12 protein-coding genes are annotated in these 13752 nt (G+C 72.8%); 4 read left to right on the top strand and 8 right to left on the bottom strand.

Annotated features, from left to right (window positions below; all coding sequences use genetic code 11):
* The first annotated feature begins 7 nt into the window (after nucleotides 1–7).
* Complete coding sequence (locus AB0I89_RS27725) at nucleotides 8–607, top strand: hypothetical protein (RefSeq protein ID WP_357132785.1); 600 nt, start codon at nucleotides 8–10, stop codon at nucleotides 605–607.
* Between the two features lie 3 nt (nucleotides 608–610).
* On the opposite strand, the gene AB0I89_RS27730 is transcribed toward AB0I89_RS27725, so the two are convergent.
* A complete protein-coding gene (locus AB0I89_RS27730) occupies nucleotides 611–1045 on the bottom strand; it encodes a hypothetical protein (RefSeq protein ID WP_357132787.1) in 435 nt (144 codons plus the stop codon).
* A 314-nt stretch (nucleotides 1046–1359) separates the two neighbouring features.
* On the opposite strand from AB0I89_RS27730, the gene AB0I89_RS27735 reads away from it, so the two are divergent.
* Nucleotides 1360–4011 (top strand): FtsK/SpoIIIE domain-containing protein, encoded by a 2652-nt coding sequence (locus tag AB0I89_RS27735; protein WP_357132789.1) that lies wholly within the window; start codon nucleotides 1360–1362, stop codon nucleotides 4009–4011.
* Nucleotides 4012–4039: 28 nt separating this feature from the next.
* On the top strand, nucleotides 4040–4738 hold the full coding sequence (locus AB0I89_RS27740) for a hypothetical protein (RefSeq protein WP_357132791.1): 699 nt from the start codon (nucleotides 4040–4042) through the stop codon (nucleotides 4736–4738).
* A gap of 36 nt (nucleotides 4739–4774) precedes the next feature.
* Here AB0I89_RS27740 and folE read toward each other — a convergent pair whose 3' ends face one another.
* The 4 genes from folE to AB0I89_RS27760 form a co-directional block, all read right to left on the bottom strand.
* Complete coding sequence (gene folE, locus AB0I89_RS27745; RefSeq protein WP_357132965.1) at nucleotides 4775–5440, bottom strand: GTP cyclohydrolase I FolE; 666 nt, start codon at nucleotides 5438–5440, stop codon at nucleotides 4775–4777.
* Between the two features lie 35 nt (nucleotides 5441–5475).
* Complete coding sequence (gene ftsH, locus AB0I89_RS27750; RefSeq protein WP_357132793.1) at nucleotides 5476–7497, bottom strand: ATP-dependent zinc metalloprotease FtsH; 2022 nt, start codon at nucleotides 7495–7497, stop codon at nucleotides 5476–5478.
* A 464-nt stretch (nucleotides 7498–7961) separates the two neighbouring features.
* Nucleotides 7962–8537, bottom strand: coding sequence for a hypoxanthine phosphoribosyltransferase (gene hpt / locus AB0I89_RS27755; protein ID WP_357132795.1), 576 nt, complete (start codon nucleotides 8535–8537; stop codon nucleotides 7962–7964).
* A gap of 101 nt (nucleotides 8538–8638) precedes the next feature.
* A complete protein-coding gene (locus AB0I89_RS27760) occupies nucleotides 8639–8788 on the bottom strand; it encodes a hypothetical protein (protein ID WP_355052605.1) in 150 nt (49 codons plus the stop codon).
* A 138-nt stretch (nucleotides 8789–8926) separates the two neighbouring features.
* On the opposite strand from AB0I89_RS27760, the gene AB0I89_RS27765 reads away from it, so the two are divergent.
* A complete protein-coding gene (locus tag AB0I89_RS27765) occupies nucleotides 8927–9907 on the top strand; it encodes a helix-turn-helix domain-containing protein (protein ID WP_357132797.1) in 981 nt (326 codons plus the stop codon).
* Here the strand turns inward: AB0I89_RS27765 and tilS are convergent.
* The 3 genes from tilS to dacB all read right to left on the bottom strand — a co-directional run bounded on the left by tilS (nucleotide 9894) and on the right by dacB (nucleotide 13648).
* Nucleotides 9894–10886, bottom strand: coding sequence for a tRNA lysidine(34) synthetase TilS (gene tilS / locus AB0I89_RS27770; RefSeq protein WP_357132799.1), 993 nt, complete (start codon nucleotides 10884–10886; stop codon nucleotides 9894–9896). The genes AB0I89_RS27765 and tilS overlap by 14 nt on opposite strands.
* 10 nt (nucleotides 10887–10896) lie before the next feature.
* Nucleotides 10897–11967 carry a zinc-dependent metalloprotease gene (locus AB0I89_RS27775; RefSeq protein WP_357132801.1) on the bottom strand — a complete coding sequence of 357 codons (1071 nt, stop codon included), beginning with the start codon at nucleotides 11965–11967 and terminating at the stop codon, nucleotides 10897–10899.
* A gap of 136 nt (nucleotides 11968–12103) precedes the next feature.
* Nucleotides 12104–13648: a D-alanyl-D-alanine carboxypeptidase/D-alanyl-D-alanine-endopeptidase gene (gene dacB / locus AB0I89_RS27780; RefSeq protein WP_357132967.1), complete on the bottom strand. Its 1545-nt coding sequence runs from the start codon at nucleotides 13646–13648 to the stop codon at nucleotides 12104–12106.
* Nucleotides 13649–13752: the final 104 nt, after the last annotated feature.

The raw sequence follows: 13752 nt of genomic DNA on the forward strand, positions 1-13752 counted from the left end.
CACTGGCATGACCGGACCGCTGCCGGACCCGTTCGCCGACCAACCCGACTGGGCGCCCCGGCCACCCCGCCCCCTGACCATCGTGCCCGCCACCGGGCGCGTGGAGCTGCGCGGGCAGCGGGTGCTCGTGGGTCTGCCCGGGCTGGGCTGGCGTGGAGACCTGCGCGCGGACGACCGGGTCGTGCAGGGCGCCCGAACCTACGTGCCGGTCATCCCCGAACACGAGTGGTACCGGGCCGAGGCCGACCAGGTCGAGGTGTTCGCGCCGCTGGTGCCGGTGGAGCGGGTGTGGGTGGAGACGGTCGGTGAACGGCCCGCAACGGAGGGCGTACGGGACACCGGCATCCGCTTGGTCTCGCTCGACGGCCCCTCCCACCGCGCTCCCACCCCCGTGTTCGAAGCGGACGCGGTCACCGGACGCCGGGTGGTGCACGTCGAGGACGGACGCGAACACCGGGACATGCGGGCGGTGACCGAAACCTACTCGGGGGCCGAGGGCGACATCTGCGTGCGGATCACGCCCGAGGTGGAGTGGTACCGCTGGGCCTGGCGTGGCCAGTCACCCACCACGCTCGAGGTACCCGTCCATCTGCTGTGGATCGAGTGACACCTAACCGACCCTCGCGCCAGTACATACACGCCAACCGTCTCTGTCCTGAACATCGAACCGCCAGGTATCAGCCAGACTCTGTTGAATCCCATCGATCGATGCACTACGGCGGATTACAGCGGTGACCGAGGCATTATTCGAATTAATCTTCGCGACGCTAACACCTTCGATGTTGATCGAGAATGAAACGCGTAGTTCTTGCTCACGTCGGACTGCTTGCGCATTGAACTGATCCAGAGCCGGGACCGACCCATCACAAGTAAATAGCTTGGCTCTGTTGGGGTCGCGAGACACAAGCGCTGCCTGCAGATAGTTGACGACGACCACGTCGGGGGCGCTGCGGTCCGGGGCGGCGGCGCGGTTGTAGAGCACGAAACCTGTCGCCACCCCGCCGAGCAGGAGCAGCGCGAGCACACCACCGACAACGATGAGCACGGTGCGCAGCCGGCGACGTCGCGGCTGTGGTGCCGGCGTTGGCGGGGCCGGCGGCAGCTGTTCGGACGGAGTCCGCTGGGCCGGTACGCGGGAGACCTGGGAACCGGCGGGGGGCTGCACTGATTCCACCTCCTGACGTTAACGGCTGGACGGCGCGGAGCCAATGCCTCAGATCCAGCGGATCGTGACGGACCACTCCCCACCGGTGACATCCGCGACAACACCGGCGCACCGCCGCGGTACCTCCCGGAGGTGGGGCTCTGGCTGGGATACCGTCACTGCTCGGGGAGGGGTTGCCGACCTCGGGTGAGGGGGTGGACACGGTGGCCGGTCCGAAGGCACGCACGAACCGCGCCGCGGCGCTGCACCGCCGGGCTGCCGCTGTCGTCACCGCCGCCGCCGGGATCCTCGACGAGGTGCGCCCGGCCCCTGCTGATCAGCGCCGCCAGTACGAGTTGGCCGAGCGGCTTCAGCTGGTTGCCGCGCGGTTGGCCCCGGGCTGGTCGGGAGCCGCTCTGGACTCACTCGACGTGGGCTCTCCGGCGGGTGACGGCCCACCACCGTTCGTACGGGTCGGCACGGCGGCGCCCCTGGACGACGCCCGGTTCCCCGCTCTGGTGCCGCTGGTCGGTACGGGCCATCTGAGCGTGGATGCCGACGGGCGGGAGCCTCGGGTGGCGGGCCTGCTGCGGGCCGTGGTGCTGCGGCTGCTGGGTGCCGCGCCCGCGGGCGCGCTGTTGGTACGCGCGGTGGACGCCACGGGTGCCGTGCTGACGCCGTTCGGCGCGCTGGCCGACGCCGGGCTGCTACCCCCGCCGGCGGTGGACGTGGCGGGTCTGCGCGCGGTGTTGACGGAGGCGGAGCAGTGGGTGACGCCGGGGGCGAGCGGACGGCGTCGTCACGACCGTACGCTGCTGCTGGTGGTCGCCGCGCTCCCGGAGTTGACCGGCCCGACCGATCTGGCGCGGATCGAGACGCTGGCCGAGCAGGGGCCGGCGGCGGGGCTGCACCTGGTGGTGGCGGGGTGGCCGCCGCCCGGCCCGTACGCGTCCCGGGATCCGTTGCCCCGGGCCACCTCGCTGGTGTTGCGCAACGCGTACGCGCTGCTCGGCGACCCGCCGGGCGCATCGTTCGCCAGCCCCGGGGCCGAGGCGCCGGGTGGGATGAACTCACCGGTCTTCGTGGAGACGGACCCACCGGCGGATCTCGTCGACGCGGTCTGTCGGCGGCTCGCCGCCCAGGTGGAGGCGGGCTCCCGGTTGGCGTTGGCGGATCTGTTGCCGGAGACGGGTGACAGCCGGTGGACGGCGGATGCCTCGGACAGCCTCACCACGATGGTGGGTGACGCGGGCGGTCGGCCGGTGCCGCTGGGCTTCACGGAGCTGACGCCGCACTGGTTGGTGAGTGGCCGGTCCGACGCGGGTCGTGCCGCGTTCCTGACCACCGCCCTGCTGGGGCTGGTCGCCCGGTACGGTCCGGACGATCTGACGCTCTACCTGGCCGACCTGGGCGACGGCGAGTCGTTCGTGGAGTTTCTGCAGACCGAGCGGGACCGCTCCTGGGTTCCGCACGTGCGGGCGGCGGCCATGGCTGCCGACCGGGAGTACGTCCGGGACCTGTTCGACCAGCTGACGGCCGAGGTGCGGCGCCGCGCGGAGGCGGCGGAGCGGGCCGGCGGGCAGCGCTTCGCGGAGCTGCGCCAGCACCGCCCGCTGCCTCGCATCGTCTGTGTGGTGGACAATGTGCCGTTGCTCTTCGCCGAGCGGGATCGGCTGGCCACCGAGCTGGCCGCGCAGGTGGACGCGTTGGCCCGGTCCGGTCGGGCGTACGGCGTGCACCTGGTGCTGGCCGGCGCGGGTGAGCTGGGGTTGAGTGCCCGCTCGGACGCCGGGCACCGGGATTCGGCGCTCGGGCAGTTTCCGGTACGGGTGGCGTTGCCGGGTGGCGGCCCGGTGTTGGAGCCGACAAACGATTCGGCCGCCGGTCTGCCGGTGGGCAGCGCGGTGGTGAACACCGCCGGAGGGTTGGGCGGCCCACGTGGCGCGATCCGTGGTCACGAGCGGTTGATCCGCCACCCCGATCCGCTCGACGATCCGGCGGTGGTCGAACGGCTGCGACACGAGCTGTGGGCGGCCCGACCGTCGGAGGCGGTGCCGCCCGTGGTGTTCGCCGGGTACGCCCGTCCGCTGCTGGGCAACGATCCGCGTCACCGGGCGGCCCTGGCGGGGCAGGCAGGTGGCCCGGCGGCCTTGCTGGGCCGTGCGGTGGACGTGGCCCGCACGACGGTCGCCGTACCGATGGGGCCTGCTCCTGGACGTAACCTCGCGGTGCTGGGCTCGGGCGCGGCGGCGGGTGGCCTGCTGGCGACGGCGGCCCGGAGCACCGCGAGCCACCATGCGGCGGGCACCGCCCGGTTCGTGGTGGCCGCACCTGACCAGGGGGCTCGCCCGCTGGCGGAGGCGTTGACGGCCGAGCTGGCCGCCCGTCATCCGGCCCGACTGGTGGACCTGCCAACGCTGTTGGCGGACGCCGACGACGAGCTGCCGACGTACCTGGTGGTCTTCGGGTTGGATCGGCCCGGTCCCCGGGATCTGCCGGCGGATCGGTTGCGGGCGCTGCTGCGGGACGGGCCACCGGCGGGCCGGCACCTGCTGGGTTGGTGGCGGGCGGTGCCGCCGTTCGCCGCGCTGCTGGAGCCGGACGGCGAGGTCGACAAACTGGCCGCCGTCGTGGCGCTGGACGTGCCGGCCGCGCAGCTCGCCGCCGTGTTCGGCAGGCCGGTCCAGTGGCGGGCGCGTCCGGACCGGGCGGCGCTGTGGGATGGTCCCGACGAGCGGGGCACGATCCTGGTGCCGTTCGCGGAGGAGACGAGGAGACCGGACGAAACGAGGAGACCGGACGAGACGGGGCGACCAGACGAGGCAGGGCTACCGGACGAGACGGGGCGCGCGGGCGATGCGGGTTGAGCCGGCGATGCGTAGGGAGGGTGCCGAGGTGAGGGCGACGGCGACCGGTCCGGGTCCGCAGCGGACCGCCGGTCCGGACGCTGGCACGGCGCCTGTCGACGCCTGGGCCGAGTACCTGGCGGCGGCCCGTCAGCTCGATGCGGTCCGGCGCGGCGCGGCGACCGCCGCCGGTGAGCAGGCCCGCTCGGCGGAAGCCGCCCGGGAGGAGCTGACGGTGGTGCGCGCCGGGTTGGCGACCCAGCAGGAGCGGTTGCGGGAGCGGGGCGTACCGGCGATCTCGCTGGTGCCGTCGCCACCGGAGCTGACGGAGGCCGCCCGGTCGATGGCCGGCGGCCCGGCCGCCGTCCTGGCGGCGCTGCGGACCGCACGGGGTCGGGCCGAGGCGGCGGACGCGGCGTTGGCCGCGCGCCGCGGCCTCCGACCGACCTCCTGGCCCGCGCGGGCCCGAAACCTCCTGGTGTACGGGCCGCTGGCGCTGCTGGCGCCGCTGATCCAGATCATCGTGTACGCGACGACCGGGTCGGGCCCGGCCAGCGTGCTGGCCCTGGTCGGCGGGCTGCCGATGCCGGCGGCCGCCTTCGTCGTCGGCTGGGTGTGTGTCGGCCGGGTGTTCCGTACCGCCCCCGACGACCAGGTGGACCGCACGGTGCGCTTCGGCGTGCTGGTCTGCCTGGTGCCGGCGGTCCTGGTCACGACCGGCCTGCTGCTGGCTCTGCTGGCCGGCTGACCCACCGGCTACCCAGCCGGCGGTCGCGCGGGCGGGTCAGCGGGGGAGGATCAGGGCCATCGCCTCGGCCCGCGACTTCGAGTCCGTCTGCAGGATGCCGCGCACCGCCGACGTGATGGTCTTGGCGCCGGACTTCTGGATGCCGCGCATCGCCATGCACATGTGCTCGCATTCCAGCACGACGACGACGCCGCGCGGGGCGAGCCTGCTCATCAGCAGGTCGGCCACCTGCGAGGTGAGCCGCTCCTGCACCTGGGGTCGGCGGGCGAACACCTCGACGAGGCGGGCCAGCTTGGACAGGCCGGTGATCCGCCCGTCCGGGCCGGGGATGTAGCCGATGTGCGCGCTACCCCGGAACGGCAGCAGGTGGTGCTCGCAGAGGCTCATCACGTCGATGTCGCGGACGATCACCAGCTCTTCGTGGTTGGCCTCGAAGGTGGTGCTGAGCACCTGCGCCGGGTCGACGCGCAGGCCAGCGAAGAGTTCGGCGTACGCGCGGGCGACCCGGGCCGGGGTCTGTTGGAGGCCGTCCCGGTCCGGGTCCTCGCCGACCGCGATCAGGATCTCGCGGACGGCTCTCTCGATCCGGCCGAGGTCGACCGCGTCCTCGACGGGACGACCGGTCAGCTTGCCGCTGATCAACCGGGCGGCGACGTAGTCCAGCTCGTCGTCCCCGTCGGGTTCGGTCGCGGAAACGGCCAGCTCCCCGTGGGGGGAGCTGGCCGTCGGGTCGTTGCTCAGTGCGTACCGTCCGAGTTGTTGCTGGACGGCGATCCGCCGCCGACGGACGCCTGCGCGCCGTCGGCCTCGGCCTGCGCCTTGAGCTTGTCCTTCTCCGCGGGGGTGAGCACGGGCGGCTCGGTGGACGGCTGGCGCTTGCCGAACCCGTTGTACGGGGCGAGCGGCGGGCGCTTGACCACCCGGGAGCAGATCCGCGCCATGTCGGCCGTGGAGAGGGTCTCCTTCTCCATCAGCTCGAGCACGATGTTGTCCAGGACGTCCCGGTACTCGACCAGGATCTCCCACGCCTCGTCGTGCGCGAGCTCGATCAGGGCCCGCATCTCGCCGTCGATCTCGGCGGCCACCGAGTCCGAGTAGTCCCGCTCGTGGCCCATGTTGCGGCCGAGGAACGGCTCGTCCCCGCTGGTGCCGTACTTGATCGCGCCGAGCTTGGAGCTCATGCCGTACTGGGTGATCATCGCGCGGGCCAGCTGGGTGGCCTTCTCGATGTCGTTGCCGGCACCGGTGGTCGGCTCGTGGAAGACCAGTTCCTCGGCGGCCCGGCCGCCCAGCGCGTACGCCAGGGTGTCGATCATTTCGGCGCGGGTCTGGGTGTACTTGTCCTCGGTCGGCAGCACCAGGGTGTGGCCCAGCGAGCGGCCACGGGACAGGATCGTCACCTTGTGCACCGGCGCGGCGTGCGGCAGCGCCCAGGCGACCAGCGCGTGGCCACCCTCGTGGTACGCGGTGATCTTCTTTTCCTGGTCGCTCATCACCCGGGTCCGCCGCTGCGGACCGGCGACGACCCGGTCGATCGACTCTTCGAGTGAGTCGTTGGAGATCGCGCGCTGCTCCTTGCGAGCGGTGAGCAGGGCCGACTCGTTGATCACATTGGCCAGGTCGGCGCCGCTGAAGCCGGGGGTACGCCGGGCCACCGCGTCGAGGTCGACGTCCGGCGTGAACGGCTTGCCCTTGGCGTGCACCCGCAGGATTGCCTTACGGCCCTCCATGTCGGGGGCGTCCACCGGGATCTGCCGGTCGAACCGGCCCGGGCGTAGCAGCGCCGGGTCGAGGATGTCCGGCCGGTTGGTGGCCGCGATCAGGATGACCCCGCCCTTGGTGTCGAAGCCGTCCATCTCGACGAGCAGTTGGTTGAGCGTCTGCTCCCGCTCGTCGTGGCCGCCGCCCATGCCGGCGCCACGGTGCCGGCCGACGGCGTCGATCTCGTCGACGAAGACGATCGCCGGGGCGTTCGTCTTGGCCTGCTCGAACAGGTCACGGACCCGGCTGGCGCCGACGCCGACGAACATCTCCACGAAGTCGGAGCCGGAGATCGAGTAGAAGGGCACCCCGGCCTCGCCGGCGACCGCGCGGGCCAGCAGCGTCTTACCCGTTCCGGGCGGGCCGAACAGCAGCACGCCCTTCGGGATCTTGGCGCCCAGGGCCTGGTACTTGGCCGGGTTCTGCAGGAAGTCCTTGATCTCGTACAGCTCTTCGACGGCCTCCTCGGCACCCGCGACGTCCGCGAAGGTCGTCTTGGGGGTGTCCTTGGTGATCATCTTCGCCTTGGACTTGCCGAAGTTGAGCACCCGGGAGCCGCCGCCCTGCATCTGCGACATGAAGAACAGCAGCAGGAGCACGAGCAGCGCGATCGGCAGCAGGTTGACCAGCAGGCTCACCCAGATGCTGTCCGAGGAGACCTTGGCGTCGGCCGGGCCGGTCACCCGGTTGGCCGCCTTGGCCGCGAGCACCTCGTTCCAGACCTCGTCGCCCACCTGGTACGGGAACTGGGCTTCGATCCGGTCAGTGGTGGTCTCACCGAACTTGGTCTTGTTCTTCAGGTCGAGCTGGAGCGTCTGCTCCTTGTCCTGAAAGATGACCTTGTTGATCTGTGCGGTGTGGAGCTGGTCGAGCGCAACGGAAGTGTCCACGCGGTGGTAGCTGGGACCAGCGGTGAACAGCTGACTGAGCACAACGGCGCCGAGGATGACCAGGATGATCCAGACCACCGGTCGGCGGAAGAAACGCGTACGTTCCATACTGTTGTCGAGCGCCGGAGCGCCCGCATCCTCCTGATCGACGTCCTGACCGTCTGATGGTGTCGCCGCGGTGAGCGGCGGCCGGAGCCGCCGTGCGGGCCGGCTCGACCCCGAGGCACCGAAACTGCCGCGCCGCGGTCATTCGACGGTACACCGTGTACGCGAGGAGTGAGCTTGCGAGCCCCGCAGTCGTACACAATCACAGCGGTGTACGCGAGGAGCGAGCTGGTGAGCCCCGCGGTCGTGCACCATCGAATCGGGTCCGGGTGGTAACCGGCGTGGCGGGGAGTCCGGCCCGGCCACCCGAACGTTCGGTCACGCGGTCGAGGGGCCGGACGCGGAGTTACCTCCACGCCACCGGGGTCCACCGTAACCGCAAGAGCTGAGAGCCCGCTGAACGTCTGCTTGATGAACGCCGATACGAATCGCCTTCACCCGGGTCGGCGGCGGGCCGGCGACCGGGTTCAGGAGCGGGCGTAGACCTCGGGCTTGAGCACCCCGACGTAGGGCAGTTCCCGGTAGCGCTCGCCGAAGTCGAGGCCGTAGCCGACCACGAACTCGGTGGGGATGTCGAAGCCGACGTACTTCACCGGCACCGGCACCTTGACCGCGTCCGGCTTACGGAAGAGCGCGACCACCTCGACGCTCGCCGCCGAGCGCGACTCCAGGTAGCGCAGCAGCCAGGAGAGCGTCAGCCCGGAGTCGACGATGTCCTCGACGACCACGACGTGCCGGCCGGCGATGTCGCGGTCGAGGTCCTTGAGGATGCGGACCACCCCGGAGGAGGTCGTGCCCTGGCCGTAGGAGGAGATGGCCATGAAGTCGAGTTCGGCCGGGGGGCCGCTTCGGCCCAGCGCCCGGGCGAAGTCCGCCATGAACATCACCGCGCCCTTGAGCACGCAGACCAGCAGCAGTCCGTCGCCCACGTGGGCGTAGTCGGCGGAGACCTGCTTGGCCAGTTCCGCTGTCTTCTCGCGGATCTGCGCCTCGGAGATGATCACGTGGTCGATGTCGGCGTCGTACCAGGAGCCGTCAGCCATGACTCCTAGCCTGCCGTACGTCGGATGGCCTCCGTCGGCGGGGCCGCACCTTTCGGCACGGTCCCGCCCAGGATTTTTACCGCGAAGGGTGCTAAAAGGCATCAGCTGGTACGGGACCGCCAGCGGCGGCCGTCCTCGCTGGGCTTCCAGTCGGCCGAGTCGTGGCTGTCCACGGTGAGGTTCGCCGCCGAGGCGGCGACGAGCAGGACGAGGAACAGGAGGAAGAACAGGAACTCCATGGCGGCGCTCACTTTCGCATGATTGCTGTCGGTTTCGCCGCCGGTGCGCACCGGACTGAGACCAGTCTGCGCCGACGCGCGCCGCCCGGACAGTGGCAGAGATGCCATTGGGCATCGATTTACTGCCATCTCTCGGGTTACCCTCGTCACATGCTCCGATCCGTCGCCGTCCTCGCCCTGGACCAGGTCGCTCCCTTCGAGCTCGGGGTGCTCGCGGAGGTCTTCGGCACCGACCGGACGGCCGACGGCTTCCCCGCGTACCGCTTCGACGTGTGCAGTCCCGACGGCGTTGCCGTACGCACCTCGGCGGGCTTTCACCTCACGCCGAACGCCGACCTGGCCCCGCTCGAGGAGGCCGACCTGGTGGCCGTTCCGGCACACGGTCAGGGCACCGTCGTACCCGACTGTGTGCTCGACGCGTTGCGCCGCGCCGACGCGCGCGGGGCCCACCTCATCAGCGTCTGCTCCGGGGCCTTCCTGCTCGGCGAGGCCGGACTGCTCGACGACCGGGAGTGCACCACCCACTGGCGGTACGTGGACGAGCTGCAACGCCGGCATCCCCGCGCCCGGGTGCGGTGCAACTCCCTGTACGTCCAGGACGGTCGGCTGCTCACCAGCGCCGGCACCGCGGCCGGTATCGACGCCTGCCTGCACCTCGTCCGCCAGGTGCACGGCTCGGCCACCGCAACCCGGCTGGCCCGGCGGATGGTGGTCCCGCCGCACCGCGACGGCGGCCAGTCGCAGTACGTCGAGGCGCCCATCCCGAAGGCCCCCGAGGCGCCCACCCTGGAACCGGTGCTGGAGTGGCTGATGGGGCACCTGGACCGGACGATCACGGTGGAGGAGCTGGCCGCCCGCGCCGGCATGGCCCCCCGGACGTTCGCCCGGCGGTTCCGGGCCGAGACCGGCACCACCCCGCACGACTGGCTCACCAACCAGCGGGTGCTACTCGCCCGACGACTGCTCGAGGAGACGCCGCTGAGCGTGGAGGCCGTCGCCGACCAGGCCGGTTTCGGTGACGCCGCCGCGCTGCGCCACCACTTCAGCCGCCGGGTCGGCGCCACCCCGCACAGCTACCGGACGACCTTCCGGGACCGGAGCGACGGCGCGGCGGCCCTCAGCCCGAGCTGAGGACCGCCAGTCGGTCGCCCCGACGAAGTACGCGAACACCCCCGGGCAGGTCGGTCGGACCCTGACCGTGCCAGTCGGTGACCAGGGCGTCCAGCGCCCCGACGTGCCGGTGCGACAGGGCGCCCCCGACCGCGCCCAACTCGAGGGCCCAGGCGTGCAGCACCCGACCGCGTACGGCGGCGGTGAGGCCGGCCAGCTCCGGCACCGCGAGCCCACCGGCGGGATGCCGGGATGTCACCAGCGCCCTCGCCGCGATCTCGTCGAGGGCGGTGTTGTCCGCCGCCACCAGCCGGGCGGTGCGCGCCAGGTTGGCCACCACACCCGGCCCGAGCGCCCGTACCAACGCCGGCAGCACGTCGGCCCGCACCCGGGAGCGGGCGTACGAGGGGTCGGTGTTGTGCGGGTCCTGCCAGGGGCTGAGCCCGAGGACGGCACAGGCGGCGCGGGTCTGCTCCCGGCCGATCTCGAGCAGCGGACGCAGCAGCGGAACCCCGGCCAGCTCCCGCCGATCGGGCATCCCGGCCAGCCCACGCGGCCCGGCCCCCCGGGCGAGTGCGAGCAGCACCGTCTCCGCTTGGTCGTCGCGCGTGTGGCCGGTGAGCACCGCGACCGCCTCGTGCTGCCGCGCGGCCTCGGCCAACGCCTCGTAGCGGGCCTGGCGGGCCGCCGCCTCCGGCCCGCCCGGACGGCCGGCCACGTCCACCCGCACCGCCACGACCGGCGCGAACCCGGCCTCTCGGGCCCAGGCGGCCACCGCCTCCGCGCGCCGTGCCGAACCGTCCTGCAGTCCGTGGTCCACGGTCACCAGGCCGGCGGGAAGACCCAGCCGGGGCGCCACGAACACGGCCGCCGCCGCCAGGGCCAGCGAGTCGGCCCCACCGGAGCAGGCGACCAGCACCGGCCCGCCGGACGGCAGGTGGGTCAGCGCGCGACGGACCGCCACCCGGATCGCGGCCACCGGTGGGGCGAGCGCGGCCACCGGCGGACGGTCAGCCGGCGGACGGAACGGTGCCGGCCGGGCCGTGCACGCGTGCCACCCAGGCGTCCGGGTCGCCCAGCTCCGACAGCCGGGGCAGGGTGAGCGGTGAGTTGAAGATCTGGTTGAAGCCGTCCATGCCGACGCGCTCGACCACGCCGTGCACGAACTTGCGACCCTCGGCGTACTGGCGCATCTTGACGTCCACCCCGAGCAGCCGACGGATCGCCTTCTCCAACGGGTTGCCCGCCTCGCGGCGACGGTTGAACGAGGCCCGGATCCGCTCCACGCTCGGGATCACCTGCGGGCCGACGCCATCCATCACGAACTCGGCGTGCCCCTCCAACAGGGTCATCAGCGCGGTGAGGCGGTCGAGGACGGCCCGCTGCGCCGGGGTCTGCACGATGTCCAGCACGCTCGTCCGGCTCTCCGGGTCGCGGACCGCCTCGGACAGCGTCGCGACACCGCGCCGCAGCCGCTCGACGAGATGTTCGCCGCCGCTGGACGACGCGTCCACGAACGCCTGGACCTCGCCGAGGAAGTAGGCCCGCATCCAGGGCACGGCGGTGAACTGGGTGCGGTGGGTGACCTCGTGCAGGCAGACCCACAGCCGGAAGTCCCGGGAGTCGGCTTCGAGCTTGCGCTCCACCTCGACGATGTTCGGCGCCACCAGAAGCAACTGCCCCGGGTCGGCGGAGAAGACCTCGTACTGGCCGAGGACCCGGCCGGACAGGTAGGCCAGGACGGTGCCGGCCTGCACCCCGGTCAGCCGCGACCCGATCGCCTCGGTGAGCGCGCCGGGCTGCTTGTCGCCGGACAGCCGGCTGACCAGTGGGGTGATCACCTCACGCAGCCCGGCGATGTTGGTGGCCGCCCAGTCCCGCCGGTCGACCACCCGCACCGGCGGGTGCGCCACCTGCGCCCGCAGGCCGGTGTAGTCGGCCACGTGCCCGGCGGCCTCGTCGGTCAGCCGACGCAGGTCGCCGACCACGTCGGTGGCCTCGGTGTACGACACCCGGGGGCCCGACTTGCTCAACGCCCCCGCGGTGGCGGCGGCCAGATCCCAGTCCACGAACTGCGCCATGAACCCACCGTACCCGCGTCGCGACACCCCGGGCCGGGCTCGCGTCGGCGATCGACGCCGGTCGCGGCCCCGCGTGCCGACCCGGGCCGGGCCCCGGAGCTGGTCAGCGGCAGCCGGAGCCCGCCCGTGCGGACGGTCAGCGGCAGCCGCAGCCGGCCAGTGCGGAGGCGATGCGGTCCAGCGCCGGTTGGGCGGTGTCCGTCCCGCCGGGCACCTTGTCGGTGAGCACCGCGAAGGTGAGCAGTCGGCCGTCGGCCGTGGTGACCAGGCCCGCGATGGCGTGCACCCCGGTCAGGGTGCCGGTCTTCGCGCGTACGGCACCGGCGCCGGCGGCGGTCCCCGGGGCACCCCGGTAGCGCTCGCCCAGCGTGCCGGACCAGCCGCCCACCGGCAGGCCTCCGAAGACGCCGGCCAGTTCCGGATGATCCGGACTCGCGGCCAGTCGGATCAGGTCGGTGAGCAGCGACGGGCTGATCCGGTTGCGACGCGACAGCCCACTGCCGTCGGAGAGGGTGATCTCCTCGGCGGGCAGGCCCAGCTCCGCCACCTCGGCGTCCATCGCGGCAGCGCCGCCGTCGAAGGACGCCTTCTGGTTTCGTGCCAGGGCCACCTGGCGGGCCAGCGCCTCGGCCAGCAGGTTGTCACTCTCGCTGATCATGATGTCGACCAACCGGATCAGCGGTGGGGACTGCACCACACCCAGCTCCGTACCGGCCGGCGGGGTGCCACCGGCGGCGGTCGCCAGAGCCGGGGCCGTACCCCGCTTGACGGCGCTGGTCGGTACACCGAGCAGCCGGGCGAACGACCGGCCGGCGGCCAGGTCGGGCTCGGGGACCCGCTCGGCGCCGCCGGGCTCGGCGCCCGGGTCCTTGCGTGCCCCGTCGGTCATCAGCGCGGTCACCGCGCCGCCGTACCCGCCGGTCGGGATGTCGTCGTCCCAGCCGGGGCCGTACAGCGGGCCGGAGTAGACCGTGCCGTCGACGGTGACGCTGGTCGGGGCGGTGCCGCCGAGGGCGGTACGTACCTGCGCGGCCAGGTCGTCCAGGCGTGCCGCGCCGGGGTAGTAGCCCTTCTTGTTCACCGCGAGCGTGGGGTCACCGCCGCCGACGATCACCACCTCGCCCGGCTTGGTGCCGGCCACCGCCCGGGTCGGGATGCGGAATCCGGGGCCGCGGGCGGCCAGCACGGTCACCGCCGTCGCCAGTTTGGTGACGGAGGCGGGCACCGTGCCGTCGTCCGCGCCCTTGCCGTACAGCGTCTGACCGGTGGTCACGTCGGCCACCGAGACGTTCACCCGGTCACCCAGGGCGGGTACGTCGACCAACGGGTCGAGCACGGCCCGTACCGCGTCGGCGCTGGGCAGCGGCGCGTTCGGGTCGGGTCCGTTCAACACGTCCGACGGGTCCGGTTCGGCGCTGGCGCCGGCGGCGGTCGGCGCGGACGCCCCGTCGTCGCCCAGCCAGCCCGCGACCGGGCCGGGACGGGTCACCACGACACCCACACCGGCCAGCACCAGCAGCACCACGACGGCCAGCACGGTCACCAGTCGCCCGCGACGGCGCGGCGTGGTCGGCGGCGTCACCGGCGGTTCGACGTCGGCCGTCGAGGGCAGCGCGGAGATCGGCGGACCCAGCGGCGGTACGCCGTACGGATCGCCGCCGGCCGGCCGCTCGCCGGGCATCGGGCCGCCCCAGGTGGGGCCGCTCGGGGCGGGTCGGACCGACGCGCGACCCGGGGGGTGCGCGCCGCTCGCGGGGCGGTCCGGGCCGAGGACCGGGAAGCGAC

Origin of the sequence: Micromonospora sp. NPDC049801, from assembly GCF_040656575.1 — a bacterium.
Classification (GTDB): domain Bacteria; phylum Actinomycetota; class Actinomycetes; order Mycobacteriales; family Micromonosporaceae; genus Micromonospora.